Raw genomic sequence first — 19,798 nt, forward strand, 5'->3', positions numbered from 1 at the left:
GGGTTCAGTCTGCCTGGGGCAGGTCCGCGAGGGTGAAGGCGGTCCCCACAAGACCGATGTGGCTGAAGGCCTGGGGGAAGTTGCCGAGCAGCCGGTCGGCCCCGGGGTCGTACTCCTCGGCGAGCAGTCCGACGTCGTTGCGCAGCGACAGGAGCCGGTCGAACAAGGCAGCGGCGTCCCGGCGGCGCCCGGTGAGGTGGAGGGCGTCGGCGAGCCAGAAGGAGCAGGCGAGGAAGGCGCCCTCGGTGCCGGGGAGCCCGTCGTCGCTGTCGTCGGTGGAGTAGCGGCGGATCACCCCGTCGTGGCTCAGCTCGCGGCGGACCGCGCCGACGGTGCCGATGACGCGGGGGTCGTCGGCGGGCAGGAAGCCGACGCGCGGGATGAGGAGGGTGGCGGCGTCGAGCGCGGTGGAGCCGTAGGACTGGGTGAAGGTGTTACGGGAGGCGTCATAGCCCTTCTCGCACACCTCGCGGTGGACGGCGTCCCGCATGGCCCGCCACCGGTCGGCGTCGCCGCTCAGCTCGGGGTGGGCCTCGATGGTGCGGACGGCGCGGTCGGCGGCGACCCAGGCCATGACCTTGGAGTGGACGAAGTGGCGGCGGGGCCCGCGGACCTCCCACAGGCCCTCGTCGGGGTCCTGCCAGGCGGATTCGAGGAAGTCCATGAGGGCGCTCTGGATCTTCCAGGCGTGCGGCTCGGGCGCCATGCCGTGGGCGCGGGCGACGTGGAAGGTGTCGAGGACTTCGCCGTAGACGTCGTGCTGGCGCTGGGTGACGGCGCCGTTGCCGACGCGGACGGGCGCGGAGTGGCCGTACCCCTCCAGCCAGGGCAGCTCGTGTTCGGGGAGCCGCCGCTCGCCGCCGAGCCCGTACATGATCTGGAGTTCGGCGGGGTCGCCGGCGATCGCGCGGAGCAGCCAGTCGCGCCAGGAGGCGGCCTCCTCGCGGTATCCGGCGGCGAGCAGGGCGTTCAGGGTGAGGGTGGAGTCGCGCAGCCAGCAGTAGCGGTAGTCCCAGTTGCGCACCCCGCCGAGCCGTTCGGGCAGCGAGGTGGTGGGGGCGGCGACGATGCCGCCGGTGGGGGCGTAGGTGAGCGCCTTGAGGGTGATGAGGGAGCGTACGACGGCGTCCCGGTGGGGGCCGCGGTAGCGGCAGCGGGCGGCCCAGGCGCGCCAGTCGTCCAGGCTGGACCGCAGGGCCTCGTACGGGTCGATCAGGCGCGGCCGGGGCTCGTGGGAGGGATGCCAGGTGAGGACGAAGGCGACCCGGTCCCCGGCGGCGACGGTGAAGTCGGAGCGGGTGCTGAAGTCCTTGCCGTAGGTGTGGGTCTCGGGTTCGGAGCGCAGCCATACGGAGTCGGGCCCGGCGACGGCGATGCGGTGGCCGTCGGTGCGCCGCACCCAGGGGATGACGCGCCCGTAGTCGAAGCGCAGCCGCAGGACGCCCGCCATCTCGACGCTGCCGGAGACGCCCTCGACGATGCGGATGACATCGGGCGCGCGGTCGCGCTGCGGCATGAAGTCGATGACCTTGACGGTGCCGGAGCCGGTCTCCCAGACGGACTCCAGGACGAGGGAGTCCTCCAGGTAGGCCCGGCGGGTGCAGGCACCGGCGCCCTTGGGAGCGAGCCGCCAGTGGCCGTTGTCGTCGTCGCCGAGGAGAGCGGCGAAGCAGGCGGCGGAGTCGAAGCGGGGCAGGCACAGCCAGTCGATCGAGCCCTCGCGGCTGATCAGGGCCGCCGTCTGGTGGTCCCCGATGAGCGCGTAGTCGTCGATGTCCTGTGCCACGTCGGAGCACCTTCCCGGGGAGCGGGAAGGCTAGTCCGCATTGGCCGCCGCGGGGGTCTTCGGTTCGGTGGCCCCGGCGTCGGCCCCGGCGGCTTCGGCGGCCTCCGCGGCCCGGTCGCGGCGCTCCCGGCGGGCCAGGACGAACCACCCGAAGGGCACTCCGGCGGAGAACAGCCACCACTGGACCGCGTACGCCATATGGGGGCCGATGTCGCTGTGCTCCGGCTCTGGCACCGGGTCGGGCTGCTTGGCGCCCTTGGGCGAGGACGAGGTCAGCTCGACGTAGCCGCCGAGGACGGGCCGCCCGAGCGTCTTGGCCTGCTGCTCGCTGTTGATCAGCATGACCTGGCGCGGCGGCAGCCCCTGCTTGTCCTTGATGCCGCTGCCCGCGGTGGTCTCGTCGGCCTTGAGGCGGCCGGTGACGGTGACCTTGCCGCGGGGGGCGGCCGGGACGTCGGGGAACTTGGTGAGGTCGGCCCCGGCGGGGATCCAGCCCCGGTTGACGAGGACGGCCCGCTTGCCCTCGATCAGCGGGGTGAGGACGAAGTAGCCGATGCTCTGCTCGTCGGAGCCGGTGCGCTGGCGGACGACGACCTCATGGGCCGTGTCGTACGTCCCGGTGGCGGTCACCGTGCGGAAGGTGTCGTCGCGGGGGACGGTGCGGCCGGGGGCGGTCAGCTTGTCGACGGGCACGGCGGGGGCGCCGAGGTTGTTCCCGATCAGCTGATTCTGCGCGACCTTGGCCTCGTGGCGGTGCAGCTGCCAGAAGCCCAGCCTGATCATGGTGGGGATCAGAGCGAGCGCGATCAGCGTGAGAATCACCCACTGCCGGGTCAACAGGAAGCGGTACACGTCCTTGACACTACTCGGCGTGGATTGTCCCCCGGCCACGGGGGGCACCGGACGACAATCCACGCATCCGGCCCGTGGTCATACCTTGTCGACGATGCCCACCTTCCCTTCCGCGCGGGAGCAGTGGGCGCCGCAGTAGTAGTGGCCGTCCACCTCCACGCCCTGGCCGATGATCTGGCACCGGCAGTGCTCGCAGATGGGCGCCATGCGGTGGATCGCGCAGGCGAAGCAGTCGAAGACGTGCACATTGCCCTGGGCGTGCACCTCGAACGTCATGGTGTAGTCGTTTCCGCAGACCTCACAGCGTGCCATGCGCCACAGCGTGCGGGCCGGGGCGGTGGCGGGCGAGCGGCGGGCGGGCGCGTCGCGCGGGTTTCACCTGATTGTCGGCTCGGCTGGAGTGACATCCAGGAGGAGCTGGGTGAAGGCGGCCTCGTCGACGACGGGCGTGCCGAAGGAGCGGGCCTTGACGGTCTTGGAGGTCGCCGCGTCCGGATCGTTGGTGACGAGCAGGCTGGTGAGCCGGGACACGCTGGTGGCCACGTGCAGCCCGGCCTCGACGGCCCGGTCCTCCAGCAGCTCCCGGTCGACCGAGGTGTCCCCGGAGAACGCCACCCGCATGCCCTGGGTCAGCAGCCCGCCGGGCTGGTAGCGCCCCGGGTTGGGGTAGGGGCAGGCGGGGCGCTTGCGGTTGGGGCGCCAGCTCTGCTGCCCGTACGAGCGCTGGGCGCCGATCCCGCGGGACGGCGGGTCGGTCCACTCGGTGAGCGGCTGACAGGCCAGCAGCGGCAGCCGCACCCCGGTCTCGGCGGCCCGGTGGAGGCTCGGCCGGAACGTCTCGGCGAGCACGCGCGCGTCGTCCAGCGCGTGGTGGGCCCGCTCCTGGACGACCCCGTAGTGCGCGGCCAGAGTCTCCAGCTTGTGATTGGCGAGCGGCAGCCCCAGCTCCTTGGACAGCGCGATGGTGCACAGCCGCTGACGCACCGGCGCCTCGGTCCTGGAGCGGGCGAACTCGCGGGCGATCATCGACCAGTCGAACGCGGCGTTGTGCGCGACCAGGACGCGCCCGGCGAGGCGTTCGGCGAACGCGGCGGCGATGTCCGGGAAGAGCGGGGCGTCGGAAAGGGTCTCCCGGGTGAGGCCGTGGATCCACACCGGGCCCGGATCGCGCTGCGGGTTGACCAGCGTGTACCAGCTGTCCTGGACCGCGCCGCGGGCGTCGAGCTGGTAGACCGCCGCGGAGATGATCCGGTCGTCGCGGGCGAGACCGGTGGTCTCGACGTCGACCACCGCGTACCCCTGCGGATAGCCCTCCGGCCACGAGGGTGTTGACGCGGTTCGCGGTGCGGCTGCCGTGGGGTCTTCGAGCATGGTCCCTGAGGATACGGGCCCGGCCCGACACTCCGGACCGCCGGGCCCGCGCGGGGACGTGCCGTCAGCCGTCCGGCCGGGGGCCGTTGTTGACATCACGTCTAACATACTTCTTGGTAACTCCCTCTGGCGGCGAGGCGAAACCGGTTCTATGTTGCCGGTATGCCGCATTTGTCCAACGCCGTGCTGTGGTCGATACCCGCCTTCGTGCTGCTCGCCCTCGTGGAGATGGTGAGTTACCGCCTGCACCCCGATGAGGACGCCGCGGGCTACGCGGCCAGGGACGCCGCGACGAGCGTCACCATGGGGCTCGGCAGCCTCGTCTTCGACCTGGTGTGGAAGATCCCGATCGTGGCGGTCTACACCGCCGTCTACGAACTCACCCCGCTGCGCGTCCCGGTGGAGTGGTGGACGCTGCCGCTGATGCTGCTCGCGCAGGACTTCTTCTACTACTGGTCGCACCGCGGCCACCATGTGATCCGCATCCTGTGGGCCTGCCATGTGGTGCACCACTCCAGCCGCAAGTTCAACCTCACCACCGCGCTGCGGCAGCCGTGGACCACCTGGACGGTGTGGCCGTTCTACGTACCGATGATCTCGCTCGGGGTGCATCCGGCCGCGGTCGCGTTCTGCTCCTCGGTGAACCTCGTCTACCAGTTCTGGATTCACACCGAGCGGATCGGCACCCTGCCGCGCCCGGTCGAGTTCGTCTTCAACACGCCGTCGCACCACCGCGTCCACCACGCCTCCCAAGGGGGCTATCTGGACCGCAACTTCGGCGGGATCCTCATCGTCTGGGACCGGCTCTTCCGGTCGTTCGTCCCCGAGACCCACCGTCCGGTCTTCGGGCTCACCAAGAACATCGACACCTACAACCCGCTGCGCGTGGCCACCCATGAGTACGCGGCCATCGCCCGCGACATCGCGGCGGCGCGCGACTGGCGCGAGCGTGCCGGGCGGGTCTTCCGCGGGCCGGGGTGGGCGCCCGCCGCGCCGCCTGCCGCGGCGCCCGGCAGAACGGCGGGGGAGCGGGAGCCGGAGCGCGCCGTATGACCGCCGCGCGCGCCCTGTCCGGGCTCTTCGCGCTGCTGGCCGCGCTCCATCTGGGCGCGCTGCTCGCGGACGCCACCACGCTCGTCCAACTGACCAAGCCCGCGCTGACGCCGGTCCTCGCGGCCTCCGTCCTGCTGCGCGGCGGACCGCGGCCGCTGGTGGCGGCGCTGTTGTGCGGCTGCGGCGGCGACGTACTGCTCCAGATCGGCGGCGACACCGCCTTCCTGGCCGGGATGGGCTGCTTCGCGGCCGGGCACCTGTGCTACCTCGCCCTGTTCACCCGGTCCGGGCGGCCGCGTACGGCGTGGTGGGTGGCGGCCGGTTGCGGCGCGGTGTGGCTCGGCAGCACGGCCGCGCTGTGGCCCGGGCTCGACCCGGGGCTGCGGGTGCCCGTCGCCGCGTACAGCCTGCTGCTGACGGCGATGGCGCTGGGCGCGCTGCGGGCGGGCCGGTGGACCGGGCTCGGCGGGGCGCTGTTCCTGCTCTCCGACGGGCTGATCGCGGCCGGTCTCGCGGACTGGCCGCGGCCTCCCGCACCCCAGTTCTGGATCATGGCCACCTACCTCGCCGCGCAATATCTGCTGACCGCGGGGCTGCTGCGTGTCGCGGCCCGCGAAGCGCCGCTCAGGGCGCTTCCGGCAGCCGCCTGAGCCGGATGATCCGGGCCGGGTCGGAGGGCAGGTCGTGGCTCAGATCCCAGCCCTGTGCCCGCGCCATGCCGACGACGTAGCCCGCGCCCACGGCACGGTAGTGGCGCACCGGCACGTCGTACGGCCCGGGCGGCGGCGGCTTCCTCGCCTCCCGGGCGGCCAGCTGCCTGCGGGTCAGACCGGCGACCTTCTTCTCGGCCCGCGCCCGGTAGTAGTCCGCGTCGCCCTCGTGCCGAAGCTCCGGCCAGGTCACGCACCAGGCGGGCCACACCGGCACCCAGTCCACGAAGCGGCTCATCGTCCGGTCGAAGCCCTTCTCGAACCCGGGGATCACGGTGAGGATCTCGGCCACGAGGGCGAAGGCGAGCAGCCCCAGGAGGAGCACGGCCAGCAGCAGCCACCACAGGGGCAGGAACAGCACGGTCAAGCCGAAACGGAGCCACAGTGCGAAGGGCGGCCGAGGGTGCGGTGGGCCCCAGGAGTCGTCGTGGTGCACGGCGGCGGATCCTCTTCAAGGCTTCCCGGGAACGCGTACGGGCCGCCGGGCGGAAGCGCTGCCCGGCGGCCCGTACATCCTGTCAGCGGGTCACTTCTTGACCGCGTCCAGGGCGTCCACGAGTCCGGCCCCGTAGAAGCCGTTGTAGCCCTTGCCGCCCTCGCACACCGCGTCGATCTTGCCGTCGCCGTCGATGTCGTACGACGTCGGGCAGGCGGTGTCGTCGGCCTGGCCCTTGAGGAGGGCCTTCACCATCGCGGCGGAGGCCTTCGGGTGGGTGCTCTTGATGAGCGCCGCGACGCCCGCCGCGTGCGGGGACGCCATCGAGGTGCCCGCCATGTAGCCGTACTTGCCGCCCGGGAGGGTGTTGTAGATCCGGCCGTCCTCGGCCGGGGGCGCCGGCTTCTGGTACGCGGTGCTGTCGCCGCCGGGGGCCGCGACGTCGATGACGCCGAGACCGTGGTTGGAGAACGACGACTTGAGCCCCTTGGCGCCGGTCGAGGCGGTGGTGACGACGCCCGGCAGCTGGGTCGGGATGTCGAAGCAGGTCTTGGTGTCTATCACCCGCTCACCCGGGGTGGTGTCGTTCGGGCTGGAGGTGTCGGTGATCTTGTCGGAGGTGAGGTCGTAGTTCTCGTTGCCCGCCGCCGCGACGTTGACCACGCCCCTGCGCTCGGCGTACGACGAGGCCCGGCGCACCGCGTCGACCAGGGCCTTCTGGTCCGGGTCGCCGGTGCAGTTGAAGTACCACGGGTCGGTGTAATAGCTGTTGTTGGTGACGTCGACACCGTGCTCGGCGGCCCACATGAAGCCGCAGACGACGGCCTCGGTGTAGAAGAACCCGGCGGTCGTGGACACCTTGATGCCGGACACCTTGACGCCCGGGGCGACCCCGGTGACGCCGATGCCGTTCTTCGCCGCGGCGATCTCACCCGCGACATGCGTGCCGTGCGGGCTCTCCTCCGCGCTCGGCCGCCAGGCGCCGTCGGCCGTGTTCGGCTTGCCGCCCACACAGTTGACCGAGGCCTTGCGGTCGAAGTTCGGCGCCAGGTCGGGGTGGGTGTCGTCCACTCCGGTGTCGATGACCGCGACCGTCACGTCGCGGCTGCCGAGGCTCTTCTCATGGGCCTTGTCCGCCTTGATGGCGGGCAGGTCCCACTGGAGCGGCTCCAGCGGGTCCTGACCGGCCTTGGCGCGCGCCGCGACCGCCTTCTGCTCCTTCTCGCTCAGCAGCTTCGGCGTGCCGACGTCACCGGTCGACTGGGCGGGCAGCGGCGCGGTGCGGGTGGCACCGGCGGAGGCGACGCCACGGACCGTACGGAGCGTCTTGGCGAAGTCCGGGTTCGCCGAGTGGGCGACGATGACGCCGATCCGGTCGTACGAGATGACGACCGTGCCGCCGGCCTGCTTGATGGCCTTCTCGATCCGCGAGGAGTCGTGGTGGCCCGGGCGGACGTTGACGACGTAGCTCAGCGACGGGCCGTCGGCGGTCGCCGCGACCGGGGCGGTGGGCTGGTGGTTGTCCTGCCCGGTGGCGCCCGCCGAGGTCGGCAGGAACGCCAGCGCGCCGGTCAGCGCCAGGGCGGCGGGGATGGCGAGGGCGCGCGGCGTCAGCCCCCGCGATCCGGAAGACGTCATTCCCGCAGTGGAACTGGTCCCGGGTCTGGGAGCATCCGATCTCAGCTGAGCCATGGGGTCTCCACCTCATCCGAAGCGACCGCCGCAGCGCGGATGCGCGTGGGCGGGTACATGACGAGCGAAGCTATCGCTGATCATCGCCGGGTATCAATACATTCCGGAAGAAAGCCCGCCACAGCGCCCGGATTCAAACGCATCAGCGATTCCTTCTCTTGGTCTTTCAACCACCAGACCCTGTCGCAGACTTGGCTCCCGCTTTACGATGCGTGATCTGGATCACTATCGCCGCCGTACGTCCCGCTCGGACCCACTCACCAGGAGAGACCGTGGATACCGCACCGGCCAGCGATCGTCCTGACGATCAGCGGCAGCACCACCGCCCCCCGTACGACGAGGTGCAGGCGAGCCCCGAGTTCGGCGAACTGCGCACCGCACACCGCTCGTTCGCCTTCCCGCTGACCGTCGCGTTCGTCAGCTGGTACCTGCTCTACGTCCTGCTGTCCAACTACGCGGACGGCTTCATGGACACCCGGGTCGTCGGCAACATCAATGTCGCCCTGGTGTTCGGGCTCGCCCAGTTCCTGACCACCTTCCTGATCGCCTGGTGGTACTCCCGGCACGCCGCCGCCAAGCTCGACCCGCGCGCGGAGGCCATCAAGGCCCGTCTGGGGGATAACCCATGAGCGACGCACACGCGGCCGCTCGGCCGCAGACGACACACAAAGCCGCGCCTCTGCGCCGCGTGGGCGGCAGTGACATCAGCCGCTACCGCGGCGGGGCGAATGAAAGGGGCACGGCATGAATACGTATCTGCTGGCGGCCGAGAGCGCGTCGGACAACCGGCCGCTGATCATCACGCTCTTCAGCGTCTTCGTCGTGGCGACCCTGGCCATCACCGTCTGGGCGGGACGCCAGACCAAGGACGCCAACGACTTCTACGCGGGCGGCAGACAGTTCTCCGGCTTCCAGAACGGGCTCGCCATCTCCGGCGACTACATGTCAGCCGCGTCCTTCCTCGGCATCGCCGGGGCCATCGCGCTCTCCGGCTACGACGGCTTCCTGTACTCCATCGGCTTCCTCGTCGCCTGGCTGGTCGCCCTGCTCCTGGTCGCCGAACCGCTGCGCAACTCCGGCCGCTACACCATGGGCGACGTGCTCGCCTACCGGATGCGCCAGCGCCCGGTGCGCACCGCGGCGGGCGTCTCCACCATCGTCGTGTCGATCTTCTACCTGCTGGCCCAGATGGCGGGCGCGGGCGTCCTCGTCTCGCTGCTGCTGGGCATCACCAGCGAGGCCGGGAAGATCCTCATCGTCGTGCTGGTCGGCGTCGTGATGATGCTCTACGTCACCATCGGCGGTATGAAGGGCACCACCTGGGTGCAGATGGTCAAGGCCGTCCTCCTCATCGCCGGAACGCTGCTGATCACCTTCCTGGTGCTGCTCAAGTTCGACTTCAACGTCTCGCATCTGCTGGGCGAGGCCGCCAAGAACAGCGGCATGGGCAGCTCGTTCCTGGAGCCGGGCCTGAAATACGGGGTCAACGCCACCTCCAAGCTCGACTTCCTCTCCCTCGGCATCGCGCTGGTCCTCGGCACCGCCGGACTGCCGCACATCCTCATCCGCTTCTACACCGTCCCCACCGCCCAGGCCGCCCGTAAGTCGGTCAACTGGGCGATCGGCATCATCGGCGGCTTCTACCTGATGACGATCGCGCTCGGCTTCGGCGCGGCGGCCCTGCTGGACCGGGACGCCATCATCGCGTCCAACAAGTCGGGCAACACCGCGGCGCCCCTGCTCGCCGAGGAGATCGGCGGCGGCGCGGACTCCACCGGCGGCGCGATCCTGCTCGCGGTGATCTCCGCGGTGGCCTTCGCCACCATCCTCGCCGTCGTCGCCGGGCTCACCCTCGCCTCCTCGTCGTCCTTCGCCCACGACCTGTACGCCAATGTGATCCGCAAGGGCCAGGCGACCCAGAAGGAGGAGATCGGGGCCGCCCGCTGGGCCACCGTCGGCATCGGCACCGTCGCCGTCGTCCTCGGCGTCTTCGCCCGAGATCTCAACGTCGCCGGGCTCGTCGCCCTCGCCTTCGCGGTCGCCGCCTCCGCCAATCTGCCGACCATCCTCTACAGCCTCTTCTGGAAACGTTTCACCACCCAGGGCGCCCTCTGGTCGATCTACGGAGGGCTCATCTCCTCCGTCTTCCTGGTGCTCTTCTCGCCCGTCGTCTCCGGCAAGCCCACCTCGATGTTCCCGGACGTCGACTTCCACTGGTTCCCGCTGGAGAACCCCGGCCTGATCTCCATCCCGCTGGGATTCCTGCTGGGCTGGGTGGGCACCCTCGTCTCCAAGGAGGAGCCGGACAAGGCCAAGTACGCCGAACTGGAGGTCCGCTCCCTCACCGGACACGGCGCCCACTGACGCCCGAACACCCCCCGGCGGCCCCTCGCTGTCAGTGCCTTCGCGTACGGTGCGGGACAATTGACCGCAGCGCACGCAAGCGAACCGTGAGGGGCCGCCGACATGCTGATCGACACCTATGGTCGAGTCGCCACCGACCTGCGTGTCTCCCTGACCGACCGGTGCAATCTGCGGTGTACCTACTGCATGCCCGAAGAGGGGTTGCAGTGGCTCGCCAAGCCGGATCTGCTCACCGACGACGAGATCGTCCGGCTGATCGGGATAGCCGTCACCGACCTCGGCGTCACCGAGGTCCGCTTCACCGGCGGTGAGCCGCTGCTGCGCCCCGGGCTCGTCTCCATCGTCGAGCGCTGCGCCGCCCTGGAGCCGCGTCCCGAGATGTCCCTGACCACCAACGGCATCGGCCTGGAGCGCACCGCGGAGGCCCTGCGCGACGCGGGTCTCGACCGGGTCAACGTCTCGCTCGACACCCTGCGCCCCGACGTCTTCCAGGCCATGACCCGGCGCAAGCGCCACGGCGACGTGCTGCGCGGCCTCGCCGCCGCGCACTCCGCCGGGCTCACCCCGGTCAAGGTCAACGCCGTGCTGATGCCGGGGCTCAACGACGACGAGGCGCCCGATCTGCTCGCCTGGGCCCTGGAGAACAGCTATGAGCTGCGCTTCATCGAGCAGATGCCGCTCGACGCCCAGCACGGCTGGCAGCGCGAGGGCATGATCACCGCCGGGGACATCCTGGAGAGCCTGCGCACCCGCTTCACCCTCAGCGAAGAGGGCGAGGGCGAGCGCGGCTCCGCTCCCGCCGAGCGCTGGCTGGTCGACGGCGGCCCGGCCCGGGTCGGCGTCATCGCCTCCGTCACCCGCCCCTTCTGCCGCGCCTGCGACCGCACCCGGCTCACCGCCGACGGACAGGTGCGCACCTGCCTGTTCGCGCGCGAGGAGTCCGACCTGCGGGGCGCGCTGCGCTCCGGCGCGCCGGACGAGGAGATATCCCGGCTGTGGCGGCAGGCGATGTGGGGGAAGAAGGCCGGGTCCGGGCTGGACGACCCGTCGTTCCTCCAGCCGGACCGCCCGATGTCAGCGATCGGCGGCTGACCACTCCTCCAAGGTCACGACGTCCTTGAGGAAGCCGCGCATGCCCAGGAACTTCGACAGATGCTCGCGGTGCTCCTCGCAGGCCAGCCAGGTCTTCCGCCGCTCCGGGGTGTGGAGCTTGGGGTTGTTCCAGGCCAGCACCCAGACGGCGGGGGCGCGGCAGCCCTTGGCGGAGCAGATCGGGGTGTCGGTCTCGGTGGCATTGTCGAGGATGTTCACACCGCAGACTCTACGGAAACTGCCGCAGACATGACGACGCCGGGCAGCCACGGGGGGAGCCGCCCGGCGTCGGTCTGTCGCTCCGACGGGGGATGCGGAGCGCGTACGAAGTATGTCACGAGGCACCGGGCGCGGTGCACCGGAACTGCACGATTGATCTGAGCTTTTCCTGAGCTTCAGGAAACGCGGCAGGTCAGCCGTGTCCTCCGCGTCCATCCTCGCTGGTATGTGCGGCATCTTCCGGACCGGATTCCGCCGACGCCGTCTGCGGCTCCGCGTCCGGGGGAGCCTCGTCCTGACGGGAGTTGAGCATCGGGCGCAGCGGCGTCGGAATGAACGTGGAGGGAAGTGACGGGACGTTCTCCCGGCCCGCGTTCGCGATCACGACCGCCACGTACGGCAGCAGCACACCCAGCACCAGGGCAACGATGGCCACATGGCGCTCGACGTTCCACAGGACGGCCGCCAGCACGACCGCCAGCGTCCGCACCGACATCGAGATCACGTAGCGCCGCTGCCGGCCGCGCACATCGTCGGCCAGCCCCTGACGGGCCCCGGTGATCCGGAAGACCTCGGCCTCACTGTGCTTCCGCATCACGTTCCACCACCTGGTCCCCGAGCAGGTATCCCCCGCTCCGATACGTACTCAACGTTACGCCGCGCCCCCACACTGTTCGAGACCGGGGCACCCCGACGGGTGGCGATGCCGGTACGGCAAGGGGCGTACGGGATACCCCGACATGCGCCGTAGTGAAAACGGTCGAACACTAGGAGGAAACGCGCATCCCCCGCCGCGTCAGGAGGCGACATGAACTGGCTGTGGGCGATCGTCGTAGGAATCATTCTCGGTGTGATCGCCAAGGCGATTCTGCCCGGCAAGCAAGACATCCCGCTGTGGCTGACCTGCATCTACGGCATCCTCGGGGCCATCGTGGGCAATGCGGTGGCCGGGTGGATCGGGGTCAGGCACACCGGCGGATTCGACTGGATCCGGCACCTGCTCCAGCTCGCCGGGGCCATCGTCATCGTCGCCCTGGGCACCCCGCTGTGGCAGACGATCCGCCACGGCGGCAGGAGAGAGCGGGCCTGAGCGAGCCGCGGCGGCCGGTGCGCCCTGGTGGAAGCGCTCCGGCCGCCGCTCGGGCTCTCAGGGGCCGCGTCCGTTCAGACGCCCTGGAGCTGGGCGATCTTCCGTCCGGCCTTGAGGTAGATGCCACCGGAGGCCGCCGTGAGCCCGGCGTCCGCCAGCACCTCCGCGACCACCTCGGCCAGCGGCCGTACCGCCTGGGCCTCGGCGAGCACGATCGCCTTCTGACCGCCCTCGGCCTCCACGACCAGCCGCAGACCGTTCTGCTTGGCGACCCGGCGGGCCGCCGACGCGCTCGGCTGGAACTCCAGCACCTTGCTCAGCACCGTCGCGATGGTCTCGCCGCCGTGCTCCGCGGCGTCGACCACCGGCAGCGTCCCGACGTCGGTGAAGCTCTTCTTGGAGAACTGCGCGATGAACCCGGCGCGCGCCGCCATCGCCGCCTCGACGCCGTACAGCGCCGCCACGACCTCACCCGCCAGCACCTTCTTGAGGTCCATCGGGTGCAGCGACTTCGTCTCCAGCCGGGTGGTCACGGCCGCGATCTCCGCGTCCGTCCACTCCGTCCACGCCTCCAGGTACGGCTTCATCAGCCGGTCCGGAATCGACATGATCTTGCCGAAGACATCGTCGGCGGTCGCGCTGAGCGCCACGTAGTTGCCCTTGGACTTGGACATCTTGGCGCCCGTGCCGTCCGTGCCCTCGATCAGCGGCATGGTCACGACCAGCTGCGGCTGCTGGCCGCGCAGCTCCATCAGCTTGCGGCCCATCTGGAGATTGAGCAGCTGATCGGCGCCGCCCAGCTCCACATCGCTCTCCAGCGCCACCGAGTCCAGGCCCTGTGCGATCGGGTACAGCAGCTCGGACATGGTCAGCCCGGACCCCGCGGCCAGCCGGTTGCGGAAGTCCTCGCGCTGGAGCAGCTGCGACACCGGTACCTGCGCGAGCAGCCCCAGCAGCTCAGGGAAGGTGTACGGCGCCAGCCACTCGCTGTTCTGCCGGAAGCTGACCTTCTCGAAGTCGAAGAACGGCCGGACCTGCTGCTGGTAGCCCGCGAGGTTCCGCGCGATGTCGTCGTCGGTGAGCGGCGGGCGCTCGGCCGTACGGCCCGACGGGTCGCCGATCTTGGCCGTGAAGTCGCCGATCAGCAGGGTGACGTCGTGCCCCATCCGCTGGAAGCGGTTGAGGACGATCATCGGCACGGTGTGGCCGAGGTGCACATCGGCGGCCGTCGGGTCGATGCCCAGCTTGATGGCGAGGCCCTGGCCAGCGGCCCGGCGCTTGTCGATCCGCTCGGCCAGCTCCTTGACCCCCGGCAGGACCTCGACCGAACGGGAGGCGATCAGCTCGGCCTGCTCCTGTGCCGACAGGTCGCTCAGATCGAGTGAGCGCCGCGCGGACGTCTCGGCGAGCAATTGCTCGACGGTCTTGTCGGAGGAGAGGTCCTGGTCGAGCAGCTCGCGGGCGCGGGCGACGGAAGCGCCGAGGCGTGTCATGGGGTTCCTGGTGGGAGTCACGAGGCGGACGGATGGGCGGGACCAGTCTATTAGCCGCTCTCCCGCGACCGGTCCCGAATATCGCGCGGCCGGTCTCACACCCCCTTGCTGACCGAACTCATGTTGAAGTCGGGAATCCGCAGCGCGGGCATCGCGGCGCGGGTGAAGTAGTCGCCCCACTCGCGCGGCAGCGTCGGCTCGGTGCGGCCCGCCTCGGTGGCGCGGGACAGCAGGCTCACCGGCGACTCGTTGAAGCGGAAGTTGTTCACCTCGCCCACGACCTCGCCGCCCTCCACCAGATACACCCCGTCCCGGGTCAGCCCGGTCAGCAGCAGGGTGGCCGGGTCGACCTCGCGGATGTACCACAGGCAGGTCAGCAGCAGGCCCCGCTCGGTCGAGGCGACCATCTCCTCCAGCGAGCGGCTGCCGCCCGCGTCCAGGATCAGATTGTCGATGCCCGGGGCCAGCGGCAGCCCGGTCAGCTCCGCCGTGTGCCGGGTGGTGACCAGGTGCTTCAGCACCCCGTCCCGGATCCAGTCGGTGGCGGGCAGCCGCAGCCCGTTGTCGAACACCGACGCGTCGTCCCCTGAGGAGTGCGCGATCACGAACGGCGCCGCCTCCAGACCCGGCTCGTACGGGTCGCTGCGCAGCGTCAGCGGCAGGTCCGACAGGGTGTCGCCGACCCGGGTGCCGCCGCCCGGCGTGCTGAAGACCGTACGGCCCTCCGCCGCGTCCCGGGCCGACGAGGACCACATCTGGTAGATCAGCAGATCGGCGACGGCGGTCGGCGGCAGCAGCGTCTCGTAGCGGCCCGCCGGAAGCTCGACCTTCCGCTCGGCCCAGCGCAGCCGCCGCGCCAGCTCGGCGTCGATCGCGGCCGGGTGTACATCCGTGAAGTCGCGGGTCGCCCGCCCGGCCCAGGCCGAGCGCGTCATGTCCGGCGACTTGGCGTTCAGCTCCAGCGTGCCGCTCGGCTGGTCATGGCGCAGCCGCAGCCCGCCGGAGGTGCCCAGATAGCTGGAGACCACCTCATGGCTGGCGAACCCGTACAGCTCCCGGCCGCCCGCGCGGGCCTGCCCGAACGCCTCGCCGAGCGCCGGGGCGAACGCCGCGAACACCTCCGATGAGGTCTCGGCGGGGGAGTCGGCGAACCCGGCGGAAGCGGGCGCGGCGGACTCGGGCCCGACCAGCGGCCGGGCGTCCTCGGCCGGACCCGCGTCCCGCGCGGCCGCCTCGGCGGCCCGCACCAGCGGCTCCAGCTCCTCCGCGGTCACCGCCGACCGGGACACCACCCCGGAGGCCGTGCCCTCCGCGCCGTCCACCGTGGCCACCACGGTCAGGGTGCGGCCCCGGGTGACGCCGTTGGTGGTCAGCGCGTTGCCCGCCCAGCGCAGATTGGCGGTCGACGTCTCGTTCGCGATCACCACGCAGCCGTCCGCACGGGACAGCTCCAGGGCGCGCTCCACGATCTCGTGCGGCTTCACGCTCATGCTCCCGCCTCCTGGGTGGTGTTGAGGATGTTCACGCCACGGAACAGCGCGGACGGGCAGCCGTGCGACACGGACGCGACCTGGCCGGGCTGCGCCTTGCCGCAGTTGAAGGCGCCGCCCAGGACATACGTCTGCGGGCCGCCGACGGCCGTCATCGAGCCCCAGAAATCGGTCGTCGTCGCCTGATACGCGAAGTCCCGCACCTGCCCCGCCAGCGCCCCGTTCCGAATCCGATACGCCCGCTGCGCCGTGAACTGGAAGTTGTAGCGCTGCATATCGATCGACCACGAGCGGTCGCCGACCAGATAGAGCCCGTTGTCGACATCCCCGATCAGCGCCTCCGTGGAGGGCCCATCCGGATCGGGCCGCAGCGACACGTTGGCCATCCGCTGCACCGGCACATGCCCCGGCGAATCGGCATAAGCACAGCCGTTGGACCGTCCAAGCCCGCTCAGCCGGGCGATCCGCCGATCCAGCTGATACCCCACCAGCCGACCGTCCTTCACCAGGTCCCAGGACTGCGCGGCCACGCCCTCGTCGTCGTACCCGATCGTGGCCAGCCCGTGCTCGGCGGTCCGGTCACCGGTGACGTTCATGATCTCCGAGCCGTACCGCAGGCTGCCCAGCTGGTCGAAGGTCGCGAACGACGTCCCCGCGTACGCCGCCTCGTACCCCAGTGCCCGGTCCAGCTCCGTCGCGTGGCCGATCGACTCATGGATCGTCAGCCACAGATTGGACGGGTCGATCACCAGGTCGTACGAGCCCGCCTCGACCGACGGCGCCGCCATCTTCTCCGCCAGCAGCCCGGGCAGCTCGGCCAGCTCCGCGTCCCAGTCCCAGCCGCCGCCCCCGGTCAGGTACTCCCACCCCCGCCCGACCGGCGGGGCCAGCGTCCGCATCGAGTCGAACTCCCCGCTCACCGGGTCCACCGCCACCGCGGTCAGCTGCGGATGCAGCCGCACCCGCTGCTGGGTCGTCGTGGTGCCCGCCGTGTCCGCGTAGAACTTGTTCTCATGGACGGTCAGCAGCGACGCGTCCGCATGCGCCACGCCCTTGGCCGCCAGCAGCCGCCCGCTCCACTCCGCCAGCAGCCCGGTCTTCTCCGCGTCCGGCACACCGAACGGATCGACCTCGTACGACGACACCCACGTCCGGTCGGCGTGCCCCGGCTCATCCGCCAGCTCCACCCGCTCGTCCGACCCGGCCGCCTCGATCACCTTCGCCGACAGCTTCGCCATCGCCACCGCCTGCGACGCCACCCGCGCCGCCGCGTCCATCGTCAGATCCACCCCTGACGCGAACCCCCAGCTCCCCCCGTGCACCACCCGCACCGCATACCCCAGATCCGTGGTGTCGGACGACCCCGCAACCCTCCCGTCCCGCAACCGCCACGCGGCACCACGCACCCGCTCGAACCGAAAGTCCGCATGCCCAGCCCCCAAAGCCCGCGCCCGCGCCAACGCCGCATCGGCGAGCGCCCGCAACGGCAACGCGAGGAAGGACGGATCGATCTCGTGCGACACGGCGACCCCTTCGTCGATGGATGTCCGTCGGAAGTGAACCACGCCGCTACGACACCGGGGGCGTCCATCGCATGACCCGGCGGGAGACGGGGCGCCGATACGTTGACGCGACCACCCCCGCCTGCGCGGGGACCACGGGTTGAACGTGGCGTAGTCCTGGCCGGTGTACGGACCACCCCCGCCTGCGCGGGGACCACCACTACCGGGGAAGTCGCGCCCGCGGTTACGGCGGACCACCCCCGCCTGCGCGGGGACCACCGCCGCCCAGGCCGAGAGCGCTAAGGAGGCTGCGGACCACCCCCGCCTGCGCGGGGACCACGCGCCGGGCCGACGCGGAGCGACCACGACGGGCGGACCACCCCCGCCTGCGCGGGGACCACCCGCTGTGGCATCCGATCTCGTCGGACTGGTACGGACCACCCCCGCCTGCGCGGGGACCACACTTCGTCACCTGCGGATTCAGAAGCCCTTTGCGGCTTCTTGACCAAGTGCGTTCATCTCTCGCTCATCATGGCAGACACACCTCACAGCGTGGGGGCCATCCAGCTGTTGGCGGCATAACAGCAGGAGGTGTGTCCGTTCCCTGGACGACGGTCAGTGGTCTGACGCGCTGAAGACGGTTTCGCATCCGTCGCCCGGGACGCGGCAGTCCGCAGCGTGGTTGAGGGCCGCGTCCCAAGGTCTTGGCGATGCCGGGGGTCATGAGGTGCGCCTGACGGGTACGTCCCGGGTGGGCAGGGCGTGGTGGCCGAAGGGGTCGCGCTGGCGCGGGAAGCTGTCGGCGCACTGGCCGGGGCAGGCGTAGACGGTGCCGCCGCCCGCACTCGCGCCGTACCCGATCGCGACGACGACCGGGGCGCTGGTCGGCTTGTCGCAGCGGGCGCAGACCTGCGACGTCATCGAGCCGTCACCCCCTCGGCGGACTCGGTGGCGATTGCCCGGGCGAGCGCTTCGCGCAACTGGTGCGGGTCGGTGAGGTACCGGCAGGGGCCCACCGGGATGAGCCAGTGGAGGCGCGGCCCGGTGGTGTGGGAGGCAGGGGGTACGCCGACGTAGGTGACCGTGGCGTCGTGCGCGCCGAGGACGTTGACGTTCCTCTGGAGGCGTTGCCAGCGCTGGGCACTGCCCGGAGGAGTGAGCCAGTACATGAGGCTGTAGTCGGCGATGACGGCGCCGGTCGCGTCGCCGAGTAACGCCAGGGCGCGTTCGCCGATGGCCGCGGGGGCGCGTACGACGTCCCAGTGCGGGCCGACCTCGACCAACTCCACGTCCGTGCCGCTCGGTGGTACCCACGATGTGGGGATGTCTACCGTCGGGAACCCGTTGGGGTCAGCCATGGCTGTCGCCGTCCCATCTGCCTGGTCGGTGTGGACAGGTAGATGGTTCGCGGCTGCGAGAGCCGCAAGTGACCCAGCGAGGGTCAGTCAGGGTCACTCGCCCGCGTGACACCACTCGGCGAAGCTGCTGAGGTCGTCGGCGTCAGCGCGCCGCAGCCGACGCAACGTCGCGGCGTCCTCACGCACCCACGGGTGGTCGCGAGTGTGCTGCGGTGCGATCCGGCACGCCGCCTTCAGCGATTCGAACGCATCGCAAGGGATCCCGGACCACAACTGGGCGCGCGCCTTTTCGATGTAGAACCCGCTCCGGCGTTCGGCAGGCAGGTCCCGCGGCGGCACCCATTCGCCGACGGCATCGAGCGCTCGGTGAACGTGATCATCACCGAGGCTGACGGCGACGGATACCTCGTGAATGCGCACGCTGACCGGTCCGAACGCCGTGCCCGCATAGACGCTCTCCGGTACGGCGTCCCCCAGGCGTCGGGCCTCCGCGAGGTGCCGATCCGCGGCCTCTGCCAGCCCGGCACGCCCTGCGATCACGGCCGCCCGCATGTGGAGGGCGCCCCGAACAGCGAGGTCCGCATCAGCACCTCCAACGGGAACATCGTCCACAGCGGCCTCAAGCGCCCGCAGACCAGCGGCGTACGAGCGGGCGGCGAAGAAGGTCTCCGTACGGACGTAAGCGACAGCTGCCTCCAGGAGCGGGTCCCTGGCGTGCGGTACAGCCCATCGCATCAGCTCCACCAAGCGGGCGGACAGGTCCCGGGCACCGTATTTGTACGCCACGGCGTCGGCTGTCCTGAGTGCGGAGACAAGGAGGCTTGCGGTCTCGGCTTCCTCTTCGGGGCTCGCTAGATGGAAGCCGCGCATCAATTCGCCGACGAGGAGCGGTAAGTGGCGAGCGATGCGGACGTACTGGGCTGCCAGGCGCCAGGTCACGGCCTCGTCCGCTGATGCGCGCAACTCGGCCAGCGGCCGGACTGGTCCGTCGTCCGGCGTGTCGTAGGCGGCGATGACGGCCGACAGCGTCGGCATGGCGGCGTGTACCCGGGCGTCCGCTCGGTCCCGGCTTCCCAGCAGGAGGGAGGGATCGACGCCGAGGGCAGCGGCAAGGGCCTCGATCACGTCGTCACTCGCGCCCCTCGCGCCTCGCTCGATCTTCCGCAGTGTCCCCACGTGTACCCCGGCGGCGTCCGCCAGCTCTTGCTGCGTCATACGCGCGATGCGGCGCTGGTAGGCCACGCGCCGCGCAAGCTCGGTGGGCATGCTCGTGCTCCGTTCGGTGTGTCC

General features: G+C 70.8%; 20 protein-coding genes and 1 CRISPR repeat array. Of the genes, 6 read left to right on the forward strand and 14 right to left on the reverse strand.

Features of this window, described 5'->3' with window-relative positions:
* Positions 1-4 precede the first annotated feature (4 nt).
* From ACH4TL_RS31145 to ACH4TL_RS31160, 4 genes are all read right to left on the reverse strand, one after another.
* On the reverse strand, positions 5-1,786 hold the full coding sequence (locus ACH4TL_RS31145; protein WP_398323268.1) for a glycoside hydrolase family 15 protein: 1,782 nt from the start codon (positions 1,784-1,786) through the stop codon (positions 5-7).
* A 30-nt stretch (positions 1,787-1,816) separates the two neighbouring features.
* The gene (locus ACH4TL_RS31150; protein WP_398323270.1) at positions 1,817-2,638 is read right to left on the reverse strand and encodes an SURF1 family protein; all 822 of its coding nucleotides are present in this window, start codon (positions 2,636-2,638) and stop codon (positions 1,817-1,819) included.
* Positions 2,639-2,716: 78 nt separating this feature from the next.
* Entirely contained in the window at positions 2,717-2,950 is a 234-nt protein-coding gene (locus ACH4TL_RS31155) for a hypothetical protein (RefSeq protein WP_398300358.1), read from the reverse strand.
* Positions 2,951-3,013: 63 nt separating this feature from the next.
* Positions 3,014-4,009 carry a DEDDh family exonuclease gene (locus ACH4TL_RS31160; protein ID WP_398323272.1) on the reverse strand — a complete coding sequence of 332 codons (996 nt, stop codon included), beginning with the start codon at positions 4,007-4,009 and terminating at the stop codon, positions 3,014-3,016.
* 162 nt (positions 4,010-4,171) lie between these two features.
* On the opposite strand from ACH4TL_RS31160, the gene ACH4TL_RS31165 reads away from it, so the two are divergent.
* A complete protein-coding gene (locus tag ACH4TL_RS31165) occupies positions 4,172-5,062 on the forward strand; it encodes a sterol desaturase family protein (RefSeq protein ID WP_398323275.1) in 891 nt (296 codons plus the stop codon).
* Positions 5,059-5,712 (forward strand): lysoplasmalogenase, encoded by a 654-nt coding sequence (locus tag ACH4TL_RS31170; RefSeq protein ID WP_398323277.1) that lies wholly within the window; start codon positions 5,059-5,061, stop codon positions 5,710-5,712. Before ACH4TL_RS31165 ends, ACH4TL_RS31170 begins: the two co-directional genes overlap by 4 nt.
* Here ACH4TL_RS31170 and ACH4TL_RS31175 read toward each other — a convergent pair.
* Together ACH4TL_RS31175 and ACH4TL_RS31180 are read right to left on the reverse strand one after the other, a co-directional pair.
* On the reverse strand, positions 5,687-6,133 hold the full coding sequence (locus ACH4TL_RS31175; RefSeq protein WP_398323375.1) for a hypothetical protein: 447 nt from the start codon (positions 6,131-6,133) through the stop codon (positions 5,687-5,689). The genes ACH4TL_RS31170 and ACH4TL_RS31175 overlap by 26 nt on opposite strands.
* 165 nt (positions 6,134-6,298) lie before the next feature.
* Positions 6,299-7,846, reverse strand: a complete 1,548-nt coding sequence (locus ACH4TL_RS31180) for a S8 family peptidase (protein WP_398323279.1) — start codon at positions 7,844-7,846, stop codon at positions 6,299-6,301.
* Between the two features lie 326 nt (positions 7,847-8,172).
* Here ACH4TL_RS31180 and ACH4TL_RS31185 point away from each other — a divergent pair, with 326 nt between their 5' ends.
* The 3 genes from ACH4TL_RS31185 (at position 8,173) to moaA (ending at position 11,356) form a co-directional block, all read left to right on the forward strand.
* Positions 8,173-8,529 (forward strand): DUF485 domain-containing protein, encoded by a 357-nt coding sequence (locus ACH4TL_RS31185; RefSeq protein WP_398323281.1) that lies wholly within the window; start codon positions 8,173-8,175, stop codon positions 8,527-8,529.
* 115 nt (positions 8,530-8,644) lie between these two features.
* Positions 8,645-10,264, forward strand: a complete 1,620-nt coding sequence (locus ACH4TL_RS31190) for a cation acetate symporter (RefSeq protein ID WP_398323283.1) — start codon at positions 8,645-8,647, stop codon at positions 10,262-10,264.
* A gap of 102 nt (positions 10,265-10,366) precedes the next feature.
* Positions 10,367-11,356 (forward strand): GTP 3',8-cyclase MoaA, encoded by a 990-nt coding sequence (gene moaA / locus ACH4TL_RS31195; protein ID WP_398323285.1) that lies wholly within the window; start codon positions 10,367-10,369, stop codon positions 11,354-11,356.
* Here the strand turns inward: moaA and ACH4TL_RS31200 are convergent.
* Positions 11,339-11,575 carry a hypothetical protein gene (locus ACH4TL_RS31200; RefSeq protein WP_398323287.1) on the reverse strand — a complete coding sequence of 79 codons (237 nt, stop codon included), beginning with the start codon at positions 11,573-11,575 and terminating at the stop codon, positions 11,339-11,341. The genes moaA and ACH4TL_RS31200 overlap by 18 nt on opposite strands.
* A 193-nt stretch (positions 11,576-11,768) precedes the next feature.
* Positions 11,769-12,170, reverse strand: a complete 402-nt coding sequence (locus ACH4TL_RS31205; RefSeq protein ID WP_398323289.1) for a DUF3099 domain-containing protein — start codon at positions 12,168-12,170, stop codon at positions 11,769-11,771.
* A 213-nt stretch (positions 12,171-12,383) separates the two neighbouring features.
* On the opposite strand from ACH4TL_RS31205, the gene ACH4TL_RS31210 reads away from it, so the two are divergent.
* Positions 12,384-12,665, forward strand: coding sequence for a GlsB/YeaQ/YmgE family stress response membrane protein (locus ACH4TL_RS31210; RefSeq protein ID WP_398323291.1), 282 nt, complete (start codon positions 12,384-12,386; stop codon positions 12,663-12,665).
* A gap of 74 nt (positions 12,666-12,739) precedes the next feature.
* On the opposite strand, the gene tyrS is transcribed toward ACH4TL_RS31210, so the two are convergent.
* From tyrS to ACH4TL_RS31240, 6 genes are all read right to left on the reverse strand, one after another.
* Complete coding sequence (gene tyrS / locus ACH4TL_RS31215; protein WP_398323293.1) at positions 12,740-14,158, reverse strand: tyrosine--tRNA ligase; 1,419 nt, start codon at positions 14,156-14,158, stop codon at positions 12,740-12,742.
* A 95-nt stretch (positions 14,159-14,253) separates the two neighbouring features.
* Positions 14,254-15,648, reverse strand: coding sequence for a metallopeptidase TldD-related protein (locus ACH4TL_RS31220; RefSeq protein ID WP_398323295.1), 1,395 nt, complete (start codon positions 15,646-15,648; stop codon positions 14,254-14,256).
* On the reverse strand, positions 15,645-17,171 hold the full coding sequence (locus tag ACH4TL_RS31225; protein WP_398323298.1) for a TldD/PmbA family protein: 1,527 nt from the start codon (positions 17,169-17,171) through the stop codon (positions 15,645-15,647). The genes ACH4TL_RS31220 and ACH4TL_RS31225 overlap by 4 nt, the downstream gene beginning before the upstream one ends.
* A 107-nt stretch (positions 17,172-17,278) precedes the next feature.
* Positions 17,279-17,612: a CRISPR direct-repeat array (repeat unit 29 nt; unit sequence CGGACCACCCCCGCCTGCGCGGGGACCAC).
* Between the two features lie 258 nt (positions 17,613-17,870).
* On the reverse strand, positions 17,871-18,071 hold the full coding sequence (locus ACH4TL_RS31230; RefSeq protein WP_398323300.1) for a hypothetical protein: 201 nt from the start codon (positions 18,069-18,071) through the stop codon (positions 17,871-17,873).
* Positions 18,068-18,508, reverse strand: a complete 441-nt coding sequence (locus ACH4TL_RS31235; RefSeq protein ID WP_398323302.1) for a hypothetical protein — start codon at positions 18,506-18,508, stop codon at positions 18,068-18,070. Before ACH4TL_RS31235 ends, ACH4TL_RS31230 begins: the two co-directional genes overlap by 4 nt.
* 93 nt (positions 18,509-18,601) lie before the next feature.
* Entirely contained in the window at positions 18,602-19,774 is a 1,173-nt protein-coding gene (locus ACH4TL_RS31240) for a helix-turn-helix domain-containing protein (protein WP_398323304.1), read from the reverse strand.
* Between the last annotated feature and the right edge of the window lie 24 nt (positions 19,775-19,798).

It is taken from the genome of Streptomyces sp. NPDC021115 (assembly GCF_044333065.1).
Classification (GTDB): Bacteria; Actinomycetota; Actinomycetes; order Streptomycetales; family Streptomycetaceae; genus Streptomyces.